Source organism: Micromonospora psammae, assembly GCF_036902725.1.
Classification (GTDB): Bacteria; Actinomycetota; Actinomycetes; order Mycobacteriales; family Micromonosporaceae; genus Micromonospora.
In genome coordinates, this window is record NZ_JBAKHM010000010.1 from 61,051 (window position 1) to 84,728 (window position 23,678).

Consider the following 23,678-nt stretch of genomic DNA (forward strand, 5'->3'; position numbering starts at 1 on the left):
GCCGCGGGCGTACCCCTCGGGGTGCTCGGCGACGGGCGCGGACCGGGACGCGCGGGACGGCGCGCGCGCCCGGCGGGCGCCCGCGCCCGACCCGGTTGGCGCGACCGACCATGATCCGGGCACCATGGGGGGCGCTATGACGCTCACCGCCGCGCTTCCGGAAAGCGCCGACCCCGACACCCTCTACGACGCGTTCGCCGGCTGGGCGAAGGAGCGCGGCCTCGACCTCTACCCCCACCAGGAGGAGGCGGTCATCGAGATCGTCTCCGGCGCGAACGTGATCATGAACACGCCGACCGGCTCAGGCAAGAGCCTGGTCGCGATCGCCGCGCACTTCGCCGCCCTCGCCGACGACCGGACCACCTTCTACACCGCGCCGATCAAGGCCCTGGTGTCGGAGAAGTTCTTCGCGCTCTGCGAGGTCTTCGGCGCGGAGAACGTCGGCATGCTCACCGGCGACGCCAGCGTCAACGCCGACGCCCCGATCATCTGCTGCACCGCCGAGATCCTGGCAAACCTCGCGCTGCGCGAGGGTGCCCGGGCCGACGTCGGCCAGGTGGTCATGGACGAGTTCCACTTCTACGCCGAGCCCGACCGGGGCTGGGCGTGGCAGGTGCCGATCATCGAACTGCCCCAGGCGCAGTTCGTCCTGATGTCCGCCACGCTGGGCGACACCACCCGCTTCGTCGACGACCTGACCCGGCGCACCGGGCGGCCGACCGCCACCGTGCGCTCGGCCGAGCGGCCCGTCCCGCTCCTCTTCTCGTACGCGATGACGCCGATGCACGAGACCCTCGAGGAGCTGCTGGCCACCAAGCAGGCCCCGGTCTACGTCGTGCACTTCACCCAGGCCGCCGCCCTGGAACGCGCCCAGGCGCTGATGAGCGTCAACGTCTGCACCCGGGCCGAGAAGGACATGATCGCCACCGCGATCGGGAACTTCCGGTTCACCTCCGGCTTCGGCAAGACGCTGTCCAGGCTGGTCCGGCACGGCATCGGGGTGCACCACGCCGGCATGCTGCCCAAGTACCGGCGCCTGGTGGAGACCCTGGCCCAGGCCGGGCTGCTCAAGGTCATCTGCGGCACGGACACCCTCGGCGTCGGCATCAACGTGCCCATCCGCACCGTGCTCTTCACCGGCCTGTCCAAGTACGACGGGGTCCGCACCCGGCTGCTCAAGGCCCGCGAGTTCCACCAGATCGCCGGGCGGGCCGGCCGGGCCGGCTTCGACACCCTGGGCCGGGTGGTGGTGCAGGCCCCCGAGCACGTCATTGAGAACGAGAAGGCGCTCGCCAAGGCCGGCGACGACCCGAAGAAGCGCCGCAAGGTGGTGAAGAAGAAGCCGCCGGAGGGCTCCATCGGCTGGGGGGAGCCCACCTTCCAGCGCCTGGTCGAGGCCGAGCCGGAGCCGTTGACCTCCAGCTTCCAGGTCAGCCACTCCATGCTGCTGAACGTGATCGGCCGCCCCGGCGACGCGTTCGCCTCGATGCGGCACCTGCTCACCGACAACCACGAGGACCGCGCCGCCCAGCGCCGGCACATCCGCCGGGCCATCGCCATCTACCGGGCGCTGCGCGCCGGCGGCGTGGTGGAGCAGCTCGACCAACCCGACGAGGCCGGCCGGCGGGTCCGGCTCACCGTCGACCTCCAGCTCGACTTCGCGCTCAACCAGCCGCTGTCGCCGCTGGCCCTGGCCGCGATCGAACTGCTCGACGTCGAGTCCCCGTCCTACGCCCTGGACGTGCTCTCGGTGATCGAGTCGATCCTCGACAACCCGCGCCAGGTGCTCTCCGCGCAGCAGTTCAAGGCCCGCGGCGAGGCGGTCGCGGCGATGAAGGCCGAGGGCATCGAGTACGAGGCCCGCCTGGAACTGCTCGACGAGGTGACCTGGCCCAAGCCCCTCGCCGAGCTGCTCGACTCGGCGTACGAGATGTACCGGCAGGGCCACCCCTGGGTCGCCGACCACGAGCTCTCCCCCAAGTCCGTCGTGCGGGACATGTACGAGCGGGCGATGACCTTCACCGAGTACGTGCAGTTCTACGGCCTGTCCCGGTCGGAGGGCCTGGTGCTGCGGTACCTCGCCGACGCGTACAAGACGCTGCGGCAGACCGTCCCCGAGGACGCCAAGACCGAGGAGCTGGTCGACCTCATCGAGTGGCTGGGCGAGCTGGTCCGCCAGGTCGACTCCAGCCTGATCGACGAGTGGGAGCGGCTGCGCAACCCGTCCGACGTGGCCGAGGTCGCCTCCGCCCTGGAGGACCGGCCACCGGCGGTCACCCGCAACGCGCGGGCGTTCCGGGTGCTGGTGCGCAACGCGCTGTTCCGCCGGGTCGAGCTGGCCGCGCTGCGCCGCTGGTACGACCTCGGCGAGCTGGACTCCGCCACCGGCTGGGACGCCGACGCCTGGGCCGACGCGCTGGAGCCGTACTTCGAGGCGTACGACTCGATCGGGGTGGGGCCGGACGCGCGGGGGCCGGCGCTGCTGATGATCGAGCAGGGGCGGGAGCGCTGGACCGTCCGGCAGATCTTCGACGACCCGGAGGGTGACCACGACTGGGGCATCAGCGCCGAGGTCGACCTGGCCGCCTCCGACGAGGCGGGGGCGGCGGTCGTCCGGATCACCTCGGTGGGCCAGCTCTGACCTTTTTTCCAAGGGGCCGTCCGGGACGTCCGGACGGCCCCTTTTCTACCCTGGGCGATGTCACCCCCGTCGATTAGAATGTATGTACTAATCGAGTTCCTGACCTGGGAGGACGCTCGTGACCGCGCCCATCGCCACCCCCCTCACGCCGTACGCCACCCTCCTCGGTTTCACCCGGTACGTCGACCGCACCGGCCCCACCAAGGCGACCTTCGTCGGCGGCCTGCGCAAGCAGCGGGCCAGCCGTTCCGGCTTCAACCCGCACGGCCAGTTCGTCAAGGCGCTCAAGGCCGACATCGCCTTCCACACCGGCGGCACCCACCTGGCGCAGGTGGCCGACCTGGTCAAGCCGCGCTGGCGCCCGCTCTACCAGGCGCTCGTCCCCGGGGCGACGGCCTGGCTGGAGTCCCTCGGCGAGCCGGCCGGCGTCGACCTCGCCCAGACCCGCGACGCCCTCGCCATGCTCGGCGACCTGCCCGTCAAGATCAACCCCCACTTCGGTGTCCGGTACGCCGACGGTCGCGCCGAGGCGATCCGGCTGCACTTCGACGAGGCGTCGCCGAGCGAGGAGGCGGCGCTCGCGACGCTGCACCTGATGGCCCGGCACATGGACGCGGTGCTCCCGCACGCCGAACCGGTCCTGGTCGACGTCCGCCGCGGCGCTGCCCTGCGCATGCCCGAGACCGTCAAGCCCCAGCAGGTCGAGCAGTGGCTGGCCGGCGAGGCCGCCGCCTTCCGCGCCATCTGGTCCACCGCCGCCTGACCCACCCACCCCCCACCCCGTCGCGTCGCCACGGCCCTCGCGCCCCTCGCAAGATCGCGCTCGATCCAGGAAGTAGTGGCCTCGCCGGCGCTGGGAGGCCACTACTTCCATGTTCGAGCGTGATCATGGCGTGACGGCCGAGGACGCCCGCGGGGTTATCCACAGGGGATGGCGCGGGGCGGCGGGATCCGGAACCGTTGGAGCATGCCGAAGGCCCCTCGCCGACCGCCGCAGCTGCGCGGCCGGATCTTCCGCGGATCCACCGCCGTCTCCCGCGGCCTGCTCACCCGCAACGACCTCCGCAGCTCAGCGTGGCGCTCCCTGTTCCGGGACGTCTACGCCGACTCACACCTGAGAGTCAGCCATCGCGATCGATGTCGGGCCGTCACGCGTTGGCTGGTACCGCCCGGCACGGCCGTGGCCGGTCGGTCCGCCGCGGCGTTGTACGGCGCCGGGCGGGTCGCCCCCGACGAGCCGATCGACGTGCTGATGTCGACGTCGCTCGCCGCGCCGCAGCCCACCGACGCCACCACGACGGACACCACAGGCACGTACGCGGCCGACGGGGGGACGACCAAGGCGGAGAGGAGGTCCATCGCCCGGACCCGACCGCGGCGCGGCCCGGCGACCGGGCTACGGGTGCATCGGGCCGAGCTGGATCCCGGCGACGTCGTGGACCGGGCGGGCATCCTGGTCACCACGCCGGCGCGTACCTGCTGGGACCTGGCCCGTTGGCTGGACGTCGTCGACGCGGTCGTCGTCATCGACAGCCTGCTGGCCCGCCGGCTCACCGACGTGCCGGCCCTACGCGAGTACGCCCTGGCGCGGGCCGGCCGGCGAGGTTGGCGATCGCTGCTGCGCGCCGTCGACCTGGCCGACCCGGGCACCGAGTCGCCACCGGAGTCCCGCACCCGGGTCCAGCTCGTACTGGCCGGACTGCCCCGGCCTCGGACGCAGTGGGTCGTCTCCGACCACGGCCGGTTCGTCGCGCGGCTGGATCTGGCCTGGCCGGAGCTCAAGGTGGCGGTGGAGTACGACGGTCTGTGGCACGACGATCCCGAGCAGTTCCACCGCGACCGCCGCCGACTCAACCAGTTGCTCGGTGGCGACTGGATCGTCCTGCACGTGACGGCCAAGCGTCTCCGGGAGGACTTCCCGGGCTTCGTCGCCGAGGTCCGGGCCGCCCTCCGCTCCCGCGGACACCGCGCGGGGCGCTGACACCGGAGCGCGCAGCGCGGGGAGCCGGGGTTCGGACGGCATAGGGCGCGCGGGGCGTGCGGGGCGCAGGGCGTGCAGCCGGGGCGCAAGGCGCGGCAGGACGCAAGGCACGGCGGGCAGAGCCGGGAAGATCACGCTCGAACATGGAAGTAGTGGCCTCCCATCGTCGGGGAGGCCACTACTTCCTGGAACGAGCACGATCTTGCGGGTGCCCGGCTGCTCGGGATGCACGCGACGCAAACGCGAGCGCGAGCGGACGCGGGGCGGTCAGGCGGCGGTGAGGTACTTCTCGAGGTCGTCGAGGATCTTGTTGGCGGCGCCGACGCCGATGCCGGTCATCCAGACCTCGTCGGAGACGACGTGGGCCTTGCCGGCCTTGACCGCGGCGAGACCCTGCCACAGGGTGCCGGCGGTGACCTTGGCCTGCTCGGCGGCGGCCTTCTCGCCGTACGCGGTCACGAAGATGACGTCGCCGTCCACCTCGTTGACCCGCTCGGCGCTGACCAGGTCGAAGCGCTTGTCCTCCTTGCCGTCGAGGCGCTGCCGCTCCGGGCGGCCCAGCCCGGTGTCGCCGACGACGATGCCGGAGAACGAGTCCGGGCCGTACACCCGGATGTTGCCGGGGATGAAGCGCACGATGGAGATCTCGCGCGACGCCGCGTCGCCGAGCTTGGCGCCGAAGTCCTTCGCCCGCTTCTCGTACGTGGCGAGCAGCTCCTTGGCCTGCTGCTCCTTGCCGAGCGCCCGACCGTCGAGGAGGAGGTTCTCCTTCCAGGTGACGCCGACCTTCTCGGTGAAGACGGTCGGCGCGATGGCGGCCAGCTCGTCGTAGAACTTCTCCTGGCGGAACTTGCTGCCCAGGATCAGGTCCGGCTTGAGGGCGGTGATCGCCTCCAGGTCGGGCTCGGTGAGCACGCCGACCTCCTTGATGGCGGCCAGCTTCTCCGCGCCGAAGTAGGTCGGCCAGCTCTTCGCCTCGCCGGCGGTGGCGGCGCCGACCGGCGTGACGCCGAGCGAGAGCGCAGTGTCGATCTTGTCGGTGTCGAGCACCACGACGCGCTTCGGGTCGGCGGGGACCTTGGTGGCGCCCATGGCGTGGGTGATCTCCCGGGTCTCCCCGGTGGCGGTGCCGGCGACCGGGTCGCTCTCACCACACGCGGTGAGACCGACGCCGAGGGCGAGCGCCGCGGTGAGAGCGGCGGCGAGACGACGCATCAGAGTCCTTTCGAGGGGTACGAGCCGACGACCGGGCCATCCGTGTCGTCGGTGTGGGTGCGGGCCGCCGGAGCGGGGGCGGCCGGCTCGGAGGCGCCGCCGGGGCCGGCAGCCCCGGTCGGCGGTGCGAGGGAGGACGGGGCGGCAGCCCCGGGCAGCGGCGCGAGGGAGGGGGCGCTGAGCCCGGGCACCACCAGCGGCGCCCCGGTCACCGGGCAGGGCACGACCACGCAGTCGAGCCCGAAGACGTCGCGGACCAGCTCCACGGTGAGGATCTCCCGGGGTGGCCCGGCTGCCACCACCGCGCCGGCCCGCATCGCGATCAGGTGGTCGGCGTAGCGGGCGGCCTGGTTGAGGTCGTGCAGCACGGCGACCACGGTCCGGCCCCGCTCGACGCGCAGCCGGTGCAGCAGGTCCAGCACCTCCACCTGGTGGGCCAGGTCGAGGAAGGTGGTCGGCTCGTCGAGCAGCAGCGCCTCGGTGTCCTGGGCCAGGGTCATCGCGATCCAGACCCGCTGCCGCTGCCCACCGGAGAGGGTGTCCACCGGCCGGTCGGCGAGGCCGGCCACGTCGGCGAGGGCCATCGCCCGCTCCACGGCGGCGCCGTCCTGCTCGGACCACTGCCGCCACCACCGCTGGTACGGCTGTCGCCCCCGCCCGACCAGGTCGGCCACGGTGACGCCCTCGGGCACCAGGGGGCTCTGCGGGAGCACGCCGAGCCGGCGGGCCACCTCCCGGGTGGGCAGGTCCCGGATCGCGGTGCCGTCGAGCAGAACCGTTCCCCGGCGGGGCTGGAGCAGCCGGGCCAGGGTGCGCAGCAGGGTGGACTTGCCGCAGGCGTTCGGGCCGACGATCACGGTGAACGCGTCGGCGGGCAGCTCCAGGTCGAGCCCGTCCAGCACGGTCCGCTCGTCGTAGCCGGCGACCAGGTCGCGGGTGGAGAGCAGCGCGCCTGCCCGGTCAGGGGTGGACCTCACGACGACCTCCGGCGACCACGGATGAGCAGGAACATCAGGTAGGGCCCGCCGATGGCGGCGGTGAGCACGCCCGCCGGCAGTTGGGTGGGGGCGAACAACCGCCGCCCGGCCAGGTCGGCCAGCACCAGCAGCAGCGCGCCGACCAGCGCCGCGCAGACCAGCGGGGGCCGCTCGGCGCGGACCAGCCGGCGGGCCACCTGCGGGGCGACCAGCGCGACGAAGTCCACGGCGCCGACCTGCGCGGTGACGCTGGCGGCCACCGCGACCCCGGTCACCGCCAGGCCGATCCGGCGGGCGACCGGGCGCAGCCCGATGCCCCGCGCGGTGTCGTCGTCCAGCGCCGTGCTGTTGAGCGCCCAGCCGGCCCAGGCGAGCACCGGCAGCAGCACGACCAGGGTGAGCGCGATCCAGGCGGTCTCCGTCCAGCCCTTCCCGGCCAGGGTGCCGATCAGCCAGATCTGCGCGCGCAGCCCGTCGATCGGGTCTGCGGTGAGCATGACCACCTCGGTCAGCGCCCGCAGGGCGAACGCGACGGCGACGCCGGCGAGGACGAAGCGCTGCGCCGCCAGGCCGTGCCGGGCCCCGAGCGCGAACAGCAGCAGCGCGGCCGCCAGCCCGCCCAGCAGCGCCGCCGGGGCGACCAGGACGGCGGCCGCGCCGGTGGTGATCGCCACGGTGGCGGCCAGCCCGGCGCCCTGGGTGATGCCGACGACGTCGGGGCTGGCCAGGGCATTGCGGGCCACGCTCTGGATCAGCGTGCCGGCGATGCCGAACGCGGCGCCGGCGGTGGCGGCGAGCACGACCCGGGGCAGCCGCAGGTCGAGCACCACCAGGTCGTACGGGGTGCCGGCGCCGGAGAGCGCGCGGAGCACGTCGCGCGGCGCGACGTACGGGGTGCCGAGGCAGAGGCTGAGCAGCACGGCGACGGCGAGCAGCGCGGTGGTGGCGGCGGCGACCAGCACGGCGCGGCGGCGGATCTGGACGCGGACCGGCCCGACGCGCAGCAGCGACCGGCCGGGCGGCGCGGTGCGGGGTGGCCGGGAGGTGGCGGCCGGAGTGGTGCCCGCCGGCGCCCCGGTCGGGTCGGAGAGGACGCGGGGGCTCACGCGGTCACCACCTTGGCGCGGCGGACCAGGAACGCCAGCAGCGGGGCGCCGATGAGGGCGGTGACGATCCCGGCCGGCACCTCTCCGGGCGGGGCGACCAGTCGGCCGACGATGTCCGCGCCGAGCAGCAGCGCCGGCCCGAGCAGGGCGGAGACGGCGAGGGTCCACCGGTGGTCGGCGCCGACCAGGGCCCGGGCCAGGTGCGGCACGGCGAGGCCGACGAAGGCGATCGGGCCGGCCGCGGCGACGGCGGCGCCGGTCAGCAGCACGGCCGACAGGCCGCCGCCGAGGCGGACCAGGCCGATCCGGTGGCCCAGGCCGCGGGCGACGTCGTCGCCGAGGGCGAGCGCGTCGAGGCCGCGGGCCACCAGCACGGCCAGCGTCAGTCCGGCGAGGACGAACGGCAGCACCTGGCCGGCGACGGTGAGGTCCCGGCCGGTGAGCCCGCCGACCACCCAGAACCGGTACTCCTCGAAGGTGCGCGCGTCGATGCTGAGCAGCGCGTACACGACGGAGGCGAGGCTGGCGTCGAGCGCCGCGCCGATCAGCGCGAGGGTGACCGGGCTGGCGCCCTCGCGGGTGCGGTTGGCGACGGCGAAGACGAGCAGCCCGGCGCCGAGCGCGCCGGCGATGCCGAACCAGACGTACCCGGCGAGGGTGCCGATGCCGAACACCGCGATGGCGAGCACCACGCCGAAGGAGGCGCCGGCGCTGATGCCGAGGATGCGGGGCTCGGCGAGCGGGTTGCGGGTGAGCGCCTGGAAGAGCACCCCGGCGACGGCGAGGGCGAGGCCGACCAGGAGGCCGAGGGCGGTACGCGGCATGCGCAGCTCGCGCACGATGGTGCTGGCGGTGCCGCCGTCGGGGGCGACCAGCGCGTCCCAGACCTGACCCGGGCCGAGCGGCCGGCTGCCGAGCGCGAGGCTGGCCAGCACCGTGAGCGCCAGCACGGCGGCCGCGGTGACGGCGACCGCGGTACGGCGGCCGGGGCGGCCGCGGGACCGGCGGGCGGCGCCGGCCGGTCGGGCGGCGAGGGTGGTCACGTTGCTCCTGACCTCGGAATAAGGTTCGCCTTACCTTATCCGAGAGGCTTAGGGTCGCCTAACCGAAGGCCCTCGATCGGTCGTCGTGCCCGCCGGTGTCCGCGCCGCTGTCGGCCGGGAGCGGGACAGCGCGGCGGCAATCGCCCCTACGCTGGTCAGATGCGATTCGACCAGCACACCCTCGTCCTGCTGATCCGCCCGGAGGGCACCCCGGAGCTGCCGCGGGACGCGGCCGACCTGCTGCGCGACGCCCACCTGGCCCACCAGGCGGGGCTGGTGGAGCAGGGCCTCGTGCTCGCCGCCGGCCCGTTCCTGGACCCGGACGACACGACGCTGCGCGGTCTCGCGGTCCTTCCGGTCGACCCGGCCGCGGCCCGCGAACTCTACGCCAACGACCCGGCGGTGCGCGCGGGCCAGCTCGCCGTCCGGGTGACGAGTTGGATGGTGCCGGAGGGCAACGTGCGGTACGGGGAGGTCGGCGTGCCCCGGTCGATGCTGGAGGCGGCCGCCGGGGACTGACCGGTCACGCCTCCGAGGCCGGCCGGCTGCCCGGCACGGTCGGCAGCGGCCACTGCCCGGTCCGCACCACCGCCGACGGGTCGAGCTGCTGGTCCGCCCAGACGTGCGTCTCCGGCAGCAGGTCGGTCACCGGCACCTTCCGCAGGGCGTTCATCGGCCCGACGATCACCTCGACGGAGGGGAAGTAGTCCAGCAGCACCTGCCGGCACCGCCCGCACGGCGGGAGCACGGTGCGCCCCCGGTCGCCCACGGCGACGATGGTCTCCAGGGTGCCCGCGCCCTGGGTCGCCGCGGCGCCGATCGCGACCACCTCGGCGCACGGGCCCCCGGTGAAGTGGTGGACGTTGACCCCGGTGAAGAGCCGGCCGTCGACGGTCCGCGCCGCCGCCGCCACGGTGTGGTTGTCGCTGCGGCAGCGCAGCTTGGCGACGGCCGTGGCCGCCTGCACGAGCGCGCGGTCGGTGTCCAGCATCGTCATCTCGGGCCCCCGTGGTAGCCAGTGGGTCGGCGGCAACTCTAGCCCGCCGCACCCCCCTTTCCCCGGGAGCGACTCCGCTGCCCCCGCGACCTCGGCGACCAGCGCGTCGACCCCGACCCGCCCGGGCGGCGGCAGGTGGCCGGCGGCCGGTGGGCGGTAACCCGGGGGCGGTCCCGCGCCGGTCTGCCTATCCTTGTCGGCGACATGCAGAATCCAGCCGCACCCGCCGACGCCGTCACCGCCCGTGAGCTGCACCGCCGCCTCGCCCCGCTGATGTTCCGCGACCAGCGGCGTCTGCAACGGCGGCTGGACGGCGTCCGACGGCTGAAGGACCCGCAGCGGCGGGACGACGCGCTGGCCGAGATCGCCGCGGACGTGGTCCGGGCCGAGGCGCGGCTGGAGAGCCGCCGGGCCGCCGTGCCGGTGGTGACCTATCCGGCGCAGCTGCCGGTCAGCGAGCGCCGGGACGACATCGCCGCCGCGATCCGCGACCACCAGGTGGTGATCGTGGCCGGCGAGACCGGCTCCGGCAAGACCACCCAGTTGCCGAAGATCTGCCTGGAGCTGGGCCGCGGGATCAACGGGCTGATCGGGCACACCCAGCCGAGGCGGCTGGCCGCCCGGACGGTGGCCGACCGGATCGCCGAGGAGCTCGGCACCGAGCTGGGCGACGTGGTCGGCTACAAGGTGCGCTTCACCGACCAGGTGAGCGACCGCAGCCTGGTCAAGCTGATGACCGACGGCATCCTCCTGGCTGAGTTGCAGACCGACCGGATGCTGCGCCAGTACGACACGCTGATCATCGACGAGGCGCACGAGCGCAGCCTCAACATCGATTTCATCCTGGGCTACCTGCGGCAGCTCCTCCCCCGCCGCCCCGACCTCAAGGTGGTCATCACCTCGGCGACCATCGAAACCGACCGGTTCGCCCGGCACTTCGCCGACGCGGACGGGAAGCCGGCGCCGGTGGTGGAGGTCTCCGGGCGGACCTACCCGGTCGAGGTGCGGTACCGGCCGCTGGTCGAGGTCACCGAGGCCGAGGAGGACGAGGGCGACGACGACGAGACCGTCCGGGACCAGATCCAGGCGATCGGCGACGCGGTCGAGGAGCTGGCCGCCGAGGGGCCCGGCGACATCCTGGTCTTCCTCAGCGGCGAGCGGGAGATCCGGGACACCGCCGACGCGCTGGGCAAGCTGGTGGAGAAGAAGCGGTCGCTGCTCGGCACCGAGATCCTGCCGCTCTACGCCCGGCTCTCCGCCGCCGAGCAGCACCGGGTCTTCGCCCCGCATCCCGGTCGCCGGGTGGTGCTCGCCACCAACGTCGCGGAGACCTCGCTGACCGTGCCCGGCATCAAGTACGTGGTGGACCCGGGCACGGCCCGGATCTCCCGCTACAGCAGCCGGCTCAAGGTGCAGCGGCTACCCATCGAGCCGGTCTCCCAGGCCTCGGCCAACCAGCGCAAGGGCCGCTGCGGGCGGACCTCCGACGGCATCTGCGTCCGCCTCTACGACGAGCAGGACTTCGAATCCCGGCCGGAGTTCACCGACCCGGAGATCCTGCGCACCAACCTCGCCTCGGTCATCCTCCAGATGACCTCGATCGGGCTGGGCGACATCGCCGCGTTCCCGTTCATCGACCCGCCGGACCGGCGCAACGTCACCGACGGCGTCAACCTGCTGCACGAGCTGGGCGCGCTCGACCCGACCGAGACGGACCCGGCGAAGCGGTTGACCGCGCTGGGGCGGCGGCTGGCCCAGCTCCCGGTCGACCCGCGGCTGGCCCGGATGGTGCTGGAGGGCGAGCGCAACGGCTGCGCCACCGAGGTGATGGTGATCGCCGCCGCGCTGTCGATCCAGGACCCGCGGGAGCGGCCGGCGGAGAAGCAGGCCCAGGCCGACCAGGCGCACGCTCGGTTCGCCGACAAGGAATCCGACTTCGTGGCGTTCCTCAACCTCTGGCGTTACCTGCGCGAGCAGCAGCGGGCGCTGTCGTCCAGCACGTTCCGCCGGATGTGCAAGGCCGAGTACCTCAACTACCTGCGGGTCCGCGAGTGGCAGGACATCGTCAGCCAGTTGCGCCAGGTGCTGCGTACCCCCGAGCAGGGGCGACCGGCGCGCGACGGCGACGGCCGGCGCGGCCCGACGGCGGACCTGCCGGAGGAGATCGACACCCCGAAGGTGCACCAGTCGTTGCTGCCCGGCCTGCTCTCGCACGTCGGGCTCAAGGACGCCCAGAAGCACGAGTACCTGGGTGCCCGGGGCGCGAAGTTCGCGCTCTTCCCCGGCTCGGCGCTGTTCAAGAAGCCGCCGCGCTGGGTGATGGCCGCGGAGCTGGTGGAGACCTCCCGGCTCTGGGGCCGGGTGGCCGGCCGGGTCGAGCCGGAGTGGGTGGAGCCGCTGGCCCAGCACCTGGTCAAGCGCAGCTACAGCGAGCCGCACTGGGAGAAGAAGCAGGCCGCGGTGATGGCCTTCGAGAAGGTCACCCTGTACGGCATCCCGCTGGTCACCTCCCGCAAGGTCAACTTCGGTCGGATCGACCCGGCGCTGAGCCGGGAGCTGTTCATCCGGCACGCCCTGGTCGAGGGCGACTGGCAGACACACCACCAGTTCTGGCAGGACAACCAGCGGCTGCTGGCCGAGATCGAGGAGCTGGAGAGCCGGGCCCGGCGCCGGGACATCCTGGTCGACGACGAGACGATCTTCGCCTTCTACGACCAGCGGATCCCCGCCGACGTGGTCTCCGGCCGGCACTTCGACGCCTGGTGGAAGAAGACCCGCCGGGAGCAGCCCCAGCTGCTCACCTTCACCCGGGACCTGCTGGTCAACGCCGGCCGGGGCGGGGTGGACGAGGCGGACTACCCGGACGAGTGGCGCTCCGGCGAGGTGGCCCTGCCGTTGACCTACCGGTTCGAGCCGGGCAGCCCGACCGACGGCGTGACCGTGGACATCCCGCTGCCGCTGCTCAACCAGGTGCCGGCGGAGAGCTTCGACTGGCAGGTGCCGGGGCTGCGCGAGGAACTGGTAGTCGCGCTGATCCGGTCGCTGCCCAAGGCGATCCGGCGCAACTTCGTCCCGGTGCCCGACTACGCCCGGGCCGCGCTCGCCGCGATCACCCCGGGCGAGGAGCCACTGCTCGACGCGCTCACCCGGCAGCTGCGCCGGATGACCGGGGTCACCGTCCCCCGCGACGCCTGGGACACCGAGCGGCTCCCGGCCCACCTGCGGGTCAGCTTCCGGGTCCTCGACGAGGAGAACAAGCCGGTCGCCGAGGGCAAGGACCTGCCGACCCTGCAACGCCAGCTCCGTCAGGAGGTACGCCAGGTCGTGGCCGCCGCCGCGCCGGACGTCGCCCGGACGGGCCTGACCGACTGGAGCATCGGCGCCCTGCCGCGCACCTTCGAGCAGGTCCGCGCCGGCTACGCGGTGACCGCGTACCCGGCGCTGGTGGACGAGGGCGCGACGGTCGGGGTGAAGGTCTTCGACTCCGAGGCCGAGCAGGCCGCCGCGCACTGGGCGGGCACCCGGCGGCTGCTCCGGCTGACCGTGCCGTCGCCGGCGAAGTTCCTCCAGGGGCGGCTCTCCAACGAGGCGAAGCTGGCGTTGAGCCGCAACCCGCACGGCAGCGTGCAGGAGTTGATCTCCGACGCCGCCGGTGCGGCGATCGACAAGTTGATCGCCGACGCCGGTGGGCCGGCCTGGGACGCGGAGGGCTTCGCTGCGCTGCGCGAGAAGGTCCGCGCGGACCTGGTCGACACCGTGGTCGACGTGATGGACCGGGTCCGCAAGGTGCTCGCCGCCGCGTACGCGGTGGAGCAGCGGCTCGGCAGGACCCAGAACCTGGCGGTGGTGTCCGCCCTGGCCGACATCCGGGCCCAGCTCTCCGGGCTGGTCCACAAGGGTTTCGTCACCGAGACCGGGTACGCCCGCCTCACCGACGTGCTGCGCTACCTGACCGCGATCGAGCGGCGGCTGGACCGGCTGCCCGGCAACCCGCAGCGGGACCGGCAGCAGCAGGACCGGATCGCGGCGGTGCAGAAGGAGTACACCGACCTGCTCGCGGCGCTGCCGCCGGGTCGCCGCGGGTCCGCGGCGGTGCGGCAGATCCGCTGGATGATCGAGGAGTTGCGGGTGAACGTCTTCGCCCAGGCGCTGGGTACGCCGTACCCGGTGTCGGAGCAGCGGATCTACCGCGCGATGGACGACGCGGAGGGTCGGTAGCCGCGGCCAGGTCTGCTGCAACAGACCATTGACTGTTTGCAGTGGACGGGGCTAGCGTCTTCGCCTAGGAAAGCCCTTTCCTCAGGCGAAAGGCGGTTCCCCGGATGCCTTCCACCTCCCCTTCGGACGGCCCTCACCGCGCCGTTCTCGACGAGCTCCCCCCGCACCGCTGCTCGTGCGGCACCACCCGCCGCGCCTTCGTCGACGAGTCGGCCGGCGCGGTGAGCGTGCACCTGCTCCAGGTGCAACAGGCCACCACCCACTTCCACAAGGTCGCCACCGAGGTCTACGTGATCCTCGACGGCACCGGCGAGGTGGAGCTGAACGGCGTACGTCACGAGGCCAGACCCATGTCGGCCTTCCTGATCCCGCCGGGCACCCGGCACCGGGCCATCGGCGACCTCACCGCGCTGGTGGTCTGCCTGCCCGCGGCGGACGACACCGATGAGTACTTCGACTGAGCCGAGCACCGTCGCGCTGCCCGGCGGCGTCGGTGTCTCCCGGCTCCGGGTCTACGACACGGCCGCCCCGGACGGCCTGCCCGGCGGCACGCCGCACCTGCACCTGGCCTGCACCGAGGGGTACGTGGTGACCGGCGGCGCGGGGCTGGTGCAGACGTTGACCCTCGCCGGCTACCGGGAGGTGGCGCTGCGGCCGGGGGCGGTGGTGTGGTTCTCCCCCGGGACCATCCACCGGCTGGTCAACCACGGCGGCCTGGAGATCACCGTGCTGATGCAGAACGGCGGCCTGCCCGAGGCCGGCGACGCGGTGCTGACCCTGCCGCCGGAGCTGCTGGCCGACCCCGAGCGGTACGCCGCCGCCGCGCGGCTGCCCGACGACGGCGCGCCCGGTGGCGACCTGGCCGCCGCGTACGCCCGGCGGGACCTGGCGGTCCACGGCTACCTGCGGCTGCGCGACGCCCTCGCGGCGGGCGACCCGGCTCCGCTGCGGGAGTTCCACGCGGCGGCGGTCCGGCTGGTGCGGCCGGGGCTGGACCGGTGGCGGCGACGCTGGCGCTCGGGCGCGCTGGACGCCGCCGAGGAGACCGGCCGGCACCTCGACGCGCTCGACCACGGTCGGGGCGACCACCTGGCGGACGCGCGGGTCAGGTGGCGCGACCGGCCGCTGGAGCACGGCCGGCACGGCATGTGCGGCCTGCTCGACACCTATCCCGCCGGCTGACCCACCCCGTTCCGGGCTCCCGGGCCCGAAACCGACCGTAGTGAGAAAGCGCTTACCCGCTGGCCGGAACCGCCATCGGCGCACACCGGACCACCGACCCGAGGAGGAGTGCCGTGCCCGACCAAGCCGTCAACCAGGGCGTCGAGCTGGCCGTGCCGACACCCGACAGCCCCCCGCCGCCCCCACCCGCGGTGGCACCCGACCCGGCACCGGGGCCGGGCGGCACCCGGGTGGAGGAGGCCGCGCGGGCGGCCCGGTCGGGCCCGGTGCGTCGCCTGGCCGGCCTCGCCGACGCGCTCTGGCGGCCGGCGCTGCTGCTCGCGGCCGTGCTCGCCGGCTGGTGGTTCGTGGCCGCCCGCGAGTACGTGCCCAACTACCTGGTCCCCACCCCCGGGCAGGTCTGGACGACCACCGTCGAACAGTGGCCGTTCCTGCTGCGCAACACCTACGTCACGCTCTACGAGACGGTGGTCGGCTTCGTGCTCGCCGCGCTGCTCGGGCTGGGCACCGCGATCCTGATCGCCTACTCCCGCACGATGGAGCGGGCGATCTATCCGATCGTGCTCTTCGCCCAGGTGATCCCCAAGATCGCCATCGCCCCGCTGCTGGTCGTCTGGTTCGGGGTGGGCTTCGCGCCGAAGGTCATCCTGGCCGTGCTGATCGCGTTCTTCCCGGTGGTCATCTCCGGCGTGGCCGGGCTGCGCTCGACCGACCCCGAGCTGATCGACCTGGCGTCCACCATGGGCGCCGGCCCGTGGCGGACGTTCCGCAAGATCCGCTTCCCGAACGCGCTGCCGCACCTGATGAGCGGCCTGAAGGTCGCCGTCACCCTCGCCGTGGTCGGCGCGGTGGTCGGCGAGTTCGTCGGGGCCGACGAGGGCCTCGGCTACGTCCTGCTGCTCGCCAACGGCAACCTCGACGCCGCGCTGCTCTTCGCCGACCTCTTCCTGATGTCCCTGATCGGCATCGCGCTCTTCGTGGTGGTCGAGGTCGCCGAGGCGCTGCTCATCCCCTGGCACGCCAGCCGGCGCGGCGGCGTACCGCTGACCACCTCCTGACGCACCACCACCCCACCCCCCGTTCCGAAACGCTGCTGGAGGCACCCATGAAACGTCTCGCGTACGCCGGCGCCGCACTGCTGCTGCTCATCCCGATCGCCGGGTGCGCCGGGTCCGACGGCCCGGCCACGACCGCCGACGGAAAGAAGAAGGTCACCCTCACCCTCAACTGGGTGCCCTACGGCGAGCACGCCCCGTTCTACTACGGGCTGAAGAAGGGCTTCTACGCCGAGGAGGGCATTGAGCTGGAGATCAAGGCCGGGGGCGGCTCCGGCAAGACCATCCAGGCCGTGGCCCAGAAGCAGACCGACTTCGGCTGGGCCGACACCCCGCCGCTGCTCAAGGCGATCGGCACCGGGATGAAGGTGAAGAGCGTCGGGGTCTTCCTCCAGAAGGGACCGACGTCGATCGAGTTCCTCGCCGACAAGGGGATCAGCAAGCCGGCCGACCTGAAGGGCAAGACCGTCGGCGGCACCCCCGGCGACGCCATCTACGCCACCTTCCCCGGCTGGCTGAAGGCCAACGGCCTCTCCCCCGGCGACGTCAAGGTGGTCAACCTGGACGCCGCCGGCAAGATCGCCGCCCTGTCCGAGGGGCGGGTCGACGCCATCCAGGGCTTCTTCCACGACCAGGCGCCCACCATCGAGGCGAAGACCGGCAAGAAGGTCAACTACCTGCTCTACGCCGACTGGGGCATGAACATGCTCGGCACCGGGCTGGTGGTCAACGAGGCCACCCTGAGCGGGGACGCCGCCCTGGTCCGGTCGTTCGTCAAGGCCACCCAGCGGTCCTGGACCGAGGCGGCGAAGGACATTCCCGCCGCCACCGACGCGATGGCCGAGCTGGCCGAGAACGAGCCGGCCAAGGAGGTACTGGTGAAGCAGCTCACGCTGGCCGTGCCGCTGCTGGACACCGGGGCCGGCGGGGTGCCGGGGGTCAACCCGGAGGCGAAGTGGACCGAGACGATCGACCTGATGAGCAAGTACGCCGAGTTGAAGGGCGCCGGCGCCCCGGCGACCTACTGGGACGCCTCCTACGCCGGACAGGGGTGAGACGGCGATGGCCAGCTCCGCGACGCTGACCGGCACGGCGGTCGACCTGACCGACCTGACCGTGCGCTTCGCCTCGAAGCGCTCCCGCACCACCGCCGTCGACGACGTCACGCTGCGCGCCGCGCCCGGTGAGTTCGTCACCATCGTCGGCCCGTCCGGCTGCGGGAAGTCCACCCTGCTCAAGGTGGTCGCCGGCCTGGTCCGGCCCAGCTCCGGGTCGGTGTCGTTGCTGGGCCGCCCGGTCACCGGCCCGCAGAAGGAGATCGGGTACGTCTTCCAGCGCGCCGCCCTGCTGGAGTGGCGCGGGGCGCGGAAGAACATCCTGCTCCAGGCAGAGATGCGGGGGCTGGACCGGGCCTTCGCCGCCCGCCGGGCCGACGAGCTGATCGAGCTGACCGGGCTGAAGGGATTCGAGGACGCCCTGCCGCACGAGCTCTCCGGCGGCATGCAGCAGCGGGTGGCGCTCTGCCGGGCCCTGCTGCACCAGCCGCGGGTGCTGCTCATGGACGAGCCGTTCGGCGCCCTGGACGCGCTCACCCGGGAGCAGCTCAACACCGAGCTGAACCGGATCTGGCGGGAGACCGGGACGACGATCCTGCTGGTGACCCACTCGATCGCCGAGGCGGTCTTCCTCGGCACCCGGGTCGAGGTGATGAGCCCCCGGCCCGGCCGGATCATCCGCACCCTGCCGGTGGAGCTGCCGCCGGACCGCCGCTACGCGGAGGTGATGAGCGACGGGAGGTTCGACCGGCTGGCCACCGAGATCCGCACCCTGCTCGGCGCCGACGCCAACCACTGACCGGGCCGGCGCCCGCCGCCCGGCACCCGCCACCCGCGTCCGGCGTCCCGCCGGCGCACCGACACCGGACCGCCCGGTCGCCGACCTGCCCGGCGACCGGCGGCGCCGGGGCCGCCACCGCCCGTCCGTACCGCTGGTCGGCGCCGCCCGCGCGGCGCCGGCGGCAGGACCCTGCGTGCCCCACCCCGCTCGTCCCCCACCGGGAGCGCCCGCCATGAGACGACGTCACCCCGTACCGCTGGCCCTGCTCAGCATCCTCGCGCTGCTGATCAGCCTCACCCCGACCCCGGCGCAGGCCGCGCCCCGCTTCAACGTGCTGGTCTTCTCCAAGGTCACGAACTTCTACCACGACTCGATCCCGGCCGGCATCGCCGCGATCCGGCAGCTCGGCGTCGACCACAACTTCACCGTCGAGGCGACCACCGACGCGACCGCCTTCACCGACGCCAACCTGGCCCGGTTCGACGCGCTGGTCTTCAACAACACCAACTCCACCCCGACCTCGGGCGACCTGCTCAACGCCAGCCAGCGCACCGCCCTGCAGAACTACGTCCGCGGCGGCGGCGGCTGGGTCGGGCTGCACGCGGCGACCGCCAGCGAACGCGACTGGACCTGGTACGAGGGCCTGGTCGGCACGATCTTCGACTACCACCCGGACTTCTCCGCCACCGGCGGGACCTTCCCCGGCCGAATCAAGGTGCTCGACCGCGTCCACCCCTCCACGCAGGGGCTGCCGGAGCTGTGGGAACGCTCCGAGGAGTGGTACAACTGGCGCACCAACCCGACCGGCAAGGTGCACACCCTGGCCCAGATCAAGGTGCGCGACGGGATCAACGGCCTGGACGAGGGCGTCGACCACGCGTACTCCTGGTGCCAGAACTACGACGGCGGCCGGTCCTGGTACACCGCCGGCGGGCACTCCTCGTCGTCCTTCTCCGAGGCGGCGTTCCTGGCGCACCTGCGCGGGGGCATCGAGTGGGCGGCCGGCGCGGTGCCCGGCGACTGCGGGGCCACCAAGACCGCGAACTTCCAGCGGGTGCCGCTGGTCACCGCCGACCTGGCCGACCCCTTCGAGCTGGCCGTCGCCCCGGACCGGCGGGTCTTCTACATCCAGCGCACCGGCGCGGTGAAGGTGATCGACCAGGCCACCCTCGGGGTCACCACGCTGATCGACTTCGCGTACACCGCGGAGCAGACCAGCCAGTCCGACGGGCTGATCGGGCTGACCCTGGACAACAACTTCGCCACCAACAACTGGCTCTACCTGCTCTGGTCCGACAAGACCCTCAAGCAGCTCAACCTCTCCCGGTTCACGGTGGCGAACAACGCGATCAGCCTCGCCTCGGAGAAGCGGCTGCTGACCATCCCGACGCTGCGCGGGGAGGCGCGGGCCAACTCGCACATGGGTGGCTCGCTGACGATGGACCGGGCCGGCAACCTCTACGCCGCCATCGGCGACAACATCGACCCCTTCGAGTCCAGCGGCTTCACCCCGATCGACGAGCGCGCCGGGCGGCGGGCCTTCGACGCGCAGGGCACCTCCGGCAACACCAACGACCTGCGCGGCAAGATCCTGCGGATCCGGCCGCAGGCCGACGGGACGTACACCATCCCGAGCGGCAACCTCTTCGCGCCGGGCACCGCCAAGACCCGGCCCGAGGTGTACGCCATGGGCATGCGCAACCCGTTCCGGATCAGCGTCGACCCGGTCAGCAACGCGCTGCTGGTCGCCGACTACGGGCCGGACGCCCGGGCCGCCGACCCGAACCGGGGCCCCGAGGGGACGGTCGAGTTCAACCGGATCACCAGCGCCGGCAACTACGGCTGGCCGTACTGCGTGGGCAACAACACCCCGTTCAACGACTACAACTTCGCCACCTCCACCTCGGGGGCGAAGTTCAGCTGCTCCGCGCCGGTGAACAACTCGCCGAACAACACCGGCCTGACCAACCTGCCGGCCGCCCGGCCCGCGCTGGTCTGGTACGCCTACTCCGCCTCCAGCCAGTTCCCCGAGCTGGGCACCGGCGGTGGCGGGCCGATGAGCGGCCCGGTCTACGACCACGACCCGGCCAACCCGAGGGTGACCAAGTTCCCGGCGTACTTCGAGGGGAAGTGGATCGTCTACGAGCTGACCCGCAAGTGGTTCAAGACGCTGTCCACGCACACCACGGCACAGACCTTCAGCAACGCCCGGTTCGGCCCGACGAAGGTCGGTGACCTCCAGTCGATCAACGGCATCTTCGGCGACATGTCCTGGGTGCAGCCCTTCGAGGCGGAGTTCGGCCCGGACGGCTCGCTCTACGTGATCGACTTCGGCGCGGGCAGCGGCAGCGGCCGCGGCGGCAGCAACGAGGGCGCCGGGATCTACCGGATCGACTACGTGGCGAACGGCCGGCCGCCGGTGGCGAAGGCGGCCGCGAGCCGGGACAACGGGCCGGCGCCGCTGGCCGTCACCTTCTCCAGCGCCGGCTCGGCCTCGGGCGACGGCGGGCCGATCACGTACGCCTGGGACTTCGACGGCAACGGCACGACCGACTCCACGGCGGCGAACCCGAGCTTCACGTACACCACGAAGGGACGGTTCACCGCCCGGCTGACGGTGACCGGCACCGGCGGGGCGACCGCGGTGGCCACCACCGAGATCACGGTGGGCAACACCCGGCCGGTGGTGACGCTGAGCGTGCCCGACGGCGGCTTCTTCGACTTCGGTGACCGGATCCCGTACACGGTGACGGTCAGCGACCCGGAGGACGGCACCATCGACTGCTCCCGGGTGGTGGTGCAGAGCCAGCTCGGCCACGACTCGCACACCCACCCGCTGGACAACTACACCGGCTGCTCCGGGGTGGTGCTCACCGACGGCGGGGCCGGCGACGGGCACGGGCCGGGGCAGAACCTCTACACCGTGCTGACCGCGCAGTACACCGACGGCGGGACGACCGGCGTACCGGCTCTGGTCGGGTCGACGAAGTCCGAGCTCCAGGTCAAGAGCAAGGAGGCGGAGCACTTCGACGCCCAGAGCGGGGTGAGCGTGCTGGACCGGGCCACCGCCCGCGCCGGCAAGCGGATCGGCGACGTCGACAACGGTGACTGGATCAACTTCGGGCCGGTCAACCTGCGCGGCATCGGCTCGGTGACCGTCGGCGCCAGCTCCGGCGGTCTCGGCGGCGACGTGGAGTTCCGGGCCGGCTCGCCGACCGGGACGCTGCTCGGCAAGGCCACCATCGGCAGCACCGGCGGCTACGACAACGTGGTCTCGCCGACGGTCCCGCTGACCAACCCGGGCGGCACGACGACGCTCTACCTGCGCTTCGTCAACGCCGCGCAGACCGGCGGCACACCGGACCTGCTCTCGGTGGACTGGCTGCGCTTCAACGGGGCGGGGGTCAAGCAGGAGACCGGTGGGACGCTCAGCGCCAGCGCCACGCCGAGCACCGGCACCGCGCCGCTGGCGGTCGCTTTCAGCAGCACGGCCACCGCGCCGGCGGGGCGTACGGTCGCGGACCGGGAGTGGGACTTCGGGGACGGCTCCGCGGTGGTGCACGGCGCGACGGCGAACCACACGTACAGCCGCAAGGGCACGTACACCGCGCGGCTGACGATGACCGACAGCGCGGGTAGCCCGATGTCGACCTCGGTGACCATCACGGTCGGCTGAGCGGCCCGGCGGTGGTGTGCCCGGTCCCGTCCCGGGCGCACCACCGCCGGCCCTACCGCGGCTCGACGCCGGCCGGCAGCTCGTCGGCGGCGGTGGCGTCGTGCACGTACTCCAGCAGGATCCGGCGCAGCTCCCGGCCGGCGTGGGTGGGCACCACGTCGCGGCGGCGGGCCACCGCGATGGTCCGCCGTACGCCGGGCGGGGCGAGCCGGGTGACCCGGACGCCGGGCCGGCGAGCGACCACGATGCCGGGCACCAGCGCGATGCCCAGCCCGGCCTCGACGAAGCTGAGCACGGCGTCCATCTCCCCGCCGTCGACGGAGAAGGTGGGCTCGAAGCCCGCCTCCCGGCAGGCCTGGATGGTGGCGTCGCGCAGGTCGTAGCCCTCGCGGAACATCACCAGGGGCTGGTCGCGCAGGTCGGTGATCCGCAGCTGACCGGTCTCCCGCGCGGCGGGCAGCTCCTCGACCGAGGCGACCACCAGGCTCTCCCGCAGGATCGGGTCGACGCGCAGCCCCGGGTCGGCGCCCTGGGCCGGCATGATGATCAGCGCCAGGTCGAGGTCGCCGCGGAGCAGGTCGCGGACGAGGTCTTGCGAGCCCCCCTCCTCCACCCGCAGGTCGACGCTGGGGTGGGCGTCGCGGAACCGGCGCAGCACCGGTGGGGCGAGCGAGGTGGCCAGGCTTGGGGTGGCCCCGAGCCGGACCCGGCCGCGGCGCAGCCCGACCAGCTCCTGCACCTCGCGGGTGGCGGTGTCCACGTCGGCGAGGATCCGCTTGGCCAACGGCAGCAGCACCTCGCCCGCGGCGGTGAGGGCGATGTTGCCCCTTACCCGTTCGAAGAGCGGGGCCCCGAGGTCGGTCTCCAGGGCGTGAATTTGCTTACTCAACGACGGCTGCGTGATGCCGACCAGGTCGGCAGCTTGGGTGAAATGTCGTACTTCGGCCACCGCTACGAAGTACTTGAGCTGATGGAGCTGCATCTGAATAGCCTATGGCTATCAAGACTGCGAGGTCGATGCATTGGACGACTGATCGAAGTGCTCCTAGCGTCGGTCACGTGGTAATCACGAAAACTCGGTCGCCCCTCCGCTCCAGCGTCGGCCTCAAGGCCGTCATGGCGGTGTCGGGCATCTTCCTGGTGCTGTACCTCGTCGCGCACATGGTCGGCAACCTCAAGGTCTTCACGGGCGCGACGTCGTTCGACCACTACGCGCACTGGCTGCGCGACATCGGCAAGCCGCTCCTGCCGGGCGTGTGGTTCCTGTGGATCCTGCGGGCGGGGCTGCTGGTGGCGGTGCTCGCCCACATCTGGGCCGCCACCACGCTCGCCCTGCGCGCCCGCGCCGCCCGGCCGGTCCGGTACGCCCACCGCAAGAAGGTCCAGGGCAGCTACGCCGCCCGCACGATGCGCTGGGGTGGGGTGATCATCCTGCTCTTCGTGATCTACCACCTCCTGGACCTGACCACCGGTCACCTGAACCCGGTCGGCGACCCGAGCAAGCCGTACGCCAACGTGATCGCCGACTTCGCGCCGGAGCGCTGGTACGTCACGCTCTTCTACACCCTGGCGGTCGTCACCCTCGGCTTCCACCTGCGGCACGGCATCTTCAGCGGCCTGCGCAGCCTCGGCCAGCAGACGCCCAAGGGTGAGCGCCGCAACCGGGCGATCGCGCTGGTCGTCGCCGTCGGCATCTGCGGCGGCTTCCTGATGGTCCCGTTCGCCGTACTCACCGGATTGGTGTCCTGACC

The 23,678-nt window shown here is 72.9% G+C and carries 18 protein-coding genes; 12 read left to right on the forward strand and 6 right to left on the reverse strand.

Annotated features, from left to right (window positions below; translation table 11 throughout):
* Positions 1–136 precede the first annotated feature (136 nt).
* The 3 genes from V6U79_RS14575 to V6U79_RS14585 all read left to right on the forward strand — a co-directional run bounded on the left by V6U79_RS14575 (position 137) and on the right by V6U79_RS14585 (position 4,622).
* On the forward strand, positions 137–2,641 hold the full coding sequence (locus V6U79_RS14575) for a DEAD/DEAH box helicase (protein ID WP_334614933.1): 2,505 nt from the start codon (positions 137–139) through the stop codon (positions 2,639–2,641).
* 118 nt (positions 2,642–2,759) lie between these two features.
* Positions 2,760–3,404, forward strand: a complete 645-nt coding sequence (locus V6U79_RS14580; protein WP_334614934.1) for a hypothetical protein — start codon at positions 2,760–2,762, stop codon at positions 3,402–3,404.
* Positions 3,405–3,608: 204 nt separating this feature from the next.
* Positions 3,609–4,622 carry an endonuclease domain-containing protein gene (locus tag V6U79_RS14585; RefSeq protein ID WP_334614935.1) on the forward strand — a complete coding sequence of 338 codons (1,014 nt, stop codon included), beginning with the start codon at positions 3,609–3,611 and terminating at the stop codon, positions 4,620–4,622.
* 267 nt (positions 4,623–4,889) lie between these two features.
* Here V6U79_RS14585 and V6U79_RS14590 read toward each other — a convergent pair whose 3' ends face one another.
* Genes V6U79_RS14590 through V6U79_RS14605 form a run of 4 tightly spaced genes read right to left on the reverse strand, consistent with a single transcriptional unit; the run spans position 4,890 to position 8,963 of the window.
* Complete coding sequence (locus tag V6U79_RS14590) at positions 4,890–5,837, reverse strand: ABC transporter substrate-binding protein (protein ID WP_334614936.1); 948 nt, start codon at positions 5,835–5,837, stop codon at positions 4,890–4,892.
* Positions 5,837–6,766: an ABC transporter ATP-binding protein gene (locus tag V6U79_RS14595; protein WP_334528407.1), complete on the reverse strand. Its 930-nt coding sequence runs from the start codon at positions 6,764–6,766 to the stop codon at positions 5,837–5,839. The genes V6U79_RS14590 and V6U79_RS14595 overlap by 1 nt, the downstream gene beginning before the upstream one ends.
* Positions 6,767–6,810: 44 nt before the next feature.
* Positions 6,811–7,920: a FecCD family ABC transporter permease gene (locus V6U79_RS14600; RefSeq protein WP_334528347.1), complete on the reverse strand. Its 1,110-nt coding sequence runs from the start codon at positions 7,918–7,920 to the stop codon at positions 6,811–6,813.
* On the reverse strand, positions 7,917–8,963 hold the full coding sequence (locus tag V6U79_RS14605; RefSeq protein WP_334614937.1) for a FecCD family ABC transporter permease: 1,047 nt from the start codon (positions 8,961–8,963) through the stop codon (positions 7,917–7,919). The genes V6U79_RS14600 and V6U79_RS14605 overlap by 4 nt, the downstream gene beginning before the upstream one ends.
* A gap of 159 nt (positions 8,964–9,122) precedes the next feature.
* Between V6U79_RS14605 and V6U79_RS14610 the strand changes: the two genes are divergently transcribed.
* Complete coding sequence (locus V6U79_RS14610; protein ID WP_334528353.1) at positions 9,123–9,482, forward strand: YciI family protein; 360 nt, start codon at positions 9,123–9,125, stop codon at positions 9,480–9,482.
* Between the two features lie 4 nt (positions 9,483–9,486).
* On the opposite strand, the gene V6U79_RS14615 is transcribed toward V6U79_RS14610, so the two are convergent.
* On the reverse strand, positions 9,487–9,960 hold the full coding sequence (locus V6U79_RS14615; RefSeq protein WP_334614938.1) for a cytidine deaminase family protein: 474 nt from the start codon (positions 9,958–9,960) through the stop codon (positions 9,487–9,489).
* Between the two features lie 204 nt (positions 9,961–10,164).
* Here V6U79_RS14615 and hrpA point away from each other — a divergent pair, with 204 nt between their 5' ends.
* The 7 genes from hrpA to V6U79_RS14650 all read left to right on the forward strand — a co-directional run bounded on the left by hrpA (position 10,165) and on the right by V6U79_RS14650 (position 21,927).
* Positions 10,165–14,178, forward strand: coding sequence for an ATP-dependent RNA helicase HrpA (gene hrpA, locus V6U79_RS14620; protein WP_334614939.1), 4,014 nt, complete (start codon positions 10,165–10,167; stop codon positions 14,176–14,178).
* A gap of 104 nt (positions 14,179–14,282) precedes the next feature.
* Positions 14,283–14,639: a cupin domain-containing protein gene (locus V6U79_RS14625; RefSeq protein ID WP_334528360.1), complete on the forward strand. Its 357-nt coding sequence runs from the start codon at positions 14,283–14,285 to the stop codon at positions 14,637–14,639.
* Positions 14,623–15,360, forward strand: coding sequence for a cupin domain-containing protein (locus tag V6U79_RS14630; RefSeq protein WP_334528362.1), 738 nt, complete (start codon positions 14,623–14,625; stop codon positions 15,358–15,360). The genes V6U79_RS14625 and V6U79_RS14630 overlap by 17 nt, the downstream gene beginning before the upstream one ends.
* Positions 15,361–15,473: 113 nt before the next feature.
* Positions 15,474–16,418, forward strand: coding sequence for an ABC transporter permease (locus V6U79_RS14635; protein WP_334528365.1), 945 nt, complete (start codon positions 15,474–15,476; stop codon positions 16,416–16,418).
* Positions 16,419–16,465: 47 nt separating this feature from the next.
* A complete protein-coding gene (locus V6U79_RS14640) occupies positions 16,466–17,470 on the forward strand; it encodes an ABC transporter substrate-binding protein (RefSeq protein WP_334528368.1) in 1,005 nt (334 codons plus the stop codon).
* 7 nt (positions 17,471–17,477) lie between these two features.
* Positions 17,478–18,269 (forward strand): ABC transporter ATP-binding protein, encoded by a 792-nt coding sequence (locus V6U79_RS14645; RefSeq protein WP_334528371.1) that lies wholly within the window; start codon positions 17,478–17,480, stop codon positions 18,267–18,269.
* Between the two features lie 214 nt (positions 18,270–18,483).
* On the forward strand, positions 18,484–21,927 hold the full coding sequence (locus tag V6U79_RS14650; protein ID WP_334528374.1) for a ThuA domain-containing protein: 3,444 nt from the start codon (positions 18,484–18,486) through the stop codon (positions 21,925–21,927).
* Positions 21,928–21,979: 52 nt separating this feature from the next.
* Here the strand turns inward: V6U79_RS14650 and V6U79_RS14655 are convergent, their stop codons facing one another.
* Positions 21,980–22,915 carry a LysR family transcriptional regulator gene (locus V6U79_RS14655; RefSeq protein ID WP_334614999.1) on the reverse strand — a complete coding sequence of 312 codons (936 nt, stop codon included), beginning with the start codon at positions 22,913–22,915 and terminating at the stop codon, positions 21,980–21,982.
* 29 nt (positions 22,916–22,944) lie between these two features.
* Between V6U79_RS14655 and V6U79_RS14660 the strand changes: the two genes are divergently transcribed.
* A complete protein-coding gene (locus tag V6U79_RS14660) occupies positions 22,945–23,676 on the forward strand; it encodes a succinate dehydrogenase cytochrome b subunit (RefSeq protein ID WP_334614940.1) in 732 nt (243 codons plus the stop codon).
* The last annotated feature ends 2 nt before the right edge of the window (positions 23,677–23,678 follow it).

Excerpts from the sequence above, each read along its gene's own strand:
- V6U79_RS14575 (WP_334614933.1), top strand. The coding sequence starts at position 137 with ATGACGCTCACCGCCGCGCTTCCGGAAAGCGCCGACCCCGACACCCTC.
- V6U79_RS14585 (WP_334614935.1), top strand. The coding sequence starts at position 3,609 with ATGCCGAAGGCCCCTCGCCGACCGCCGCAGCTGCGCGGCCGGATCTTC.
- V6U79_RS14590 (WP_334614936.1), bottom strand. The coding sequence starts at position 5,837 with ATGCGTCGTCTCGCCGCCGCTCTCACCGCGGCGCTCGCCCTCGGCGTC.
- V6U79_RS14610 (WP_334528353.1), top strand. The coding sequence starts at position 9,123 with ATGCGATTCGACCAGCACACCCTCGTCCTGCTGATCCGCCCGGAGGGC.
- V6U79_RS14615 (WP_334614938.1), bottom strand. The coding sequence starts at position 9,960 with ATGACGATGCTGGACACCGACCGCGCGCTCGTGCAGGCGGCCACGGCC.
- hrpA (WP_334614939.1), top strand. The coding sequence starts at position 10,165 with ATGCAGAATCCAGCCGCACCCGCCGACGCCGTCACCGCCCGTGAGCTG.
- V6U79_RS14625 (WP_334528360.1), top strand. The coding sequence starts at position 14,283 with ATGCCTTCCACCTCCCCTTCGGACGGCCCTCACCGCGCCGTTCTCGAC.
- V6U79_RS14630 (WP_334528362.1), top strand. The coding sequence starts at position 14,623 with ATGAGTACTTCGACTGAGCCGAGCACCGTCGCGCTGCCCGGCGGCGTC.
- V6U79_RS14640 (WP_334528368.1), top strand. The coding sequence starts at position 16,466 with ATGAAACGTCTCGCGTACGCCGGCGCCGCACTGCTGCTGCTCATCCCG.
- V6U79_RS14645 (WP_334528371.1), top strand. The coding sequence starts at position 17,478 with ATGGCCAGCTCCGCGACGCTGACCGGCACGGCGGTCGACCTGACCGAC.
- V6U79_RS14650 (WP_334528374.1), top strand. The coding sequence starts at position 18,484 with ATGAGACGACGTCACCCCGTACCGCTGGCCCTGCTCAGCATCCTCGCG.
- V6U79_RS14660 (WP_334614940.1), top strand. The coding sequence starts at position 22,945 with ATGCATTGGACGACTGATCGAAGTGCTCCTAGCGTCGGTCACGTGGTA.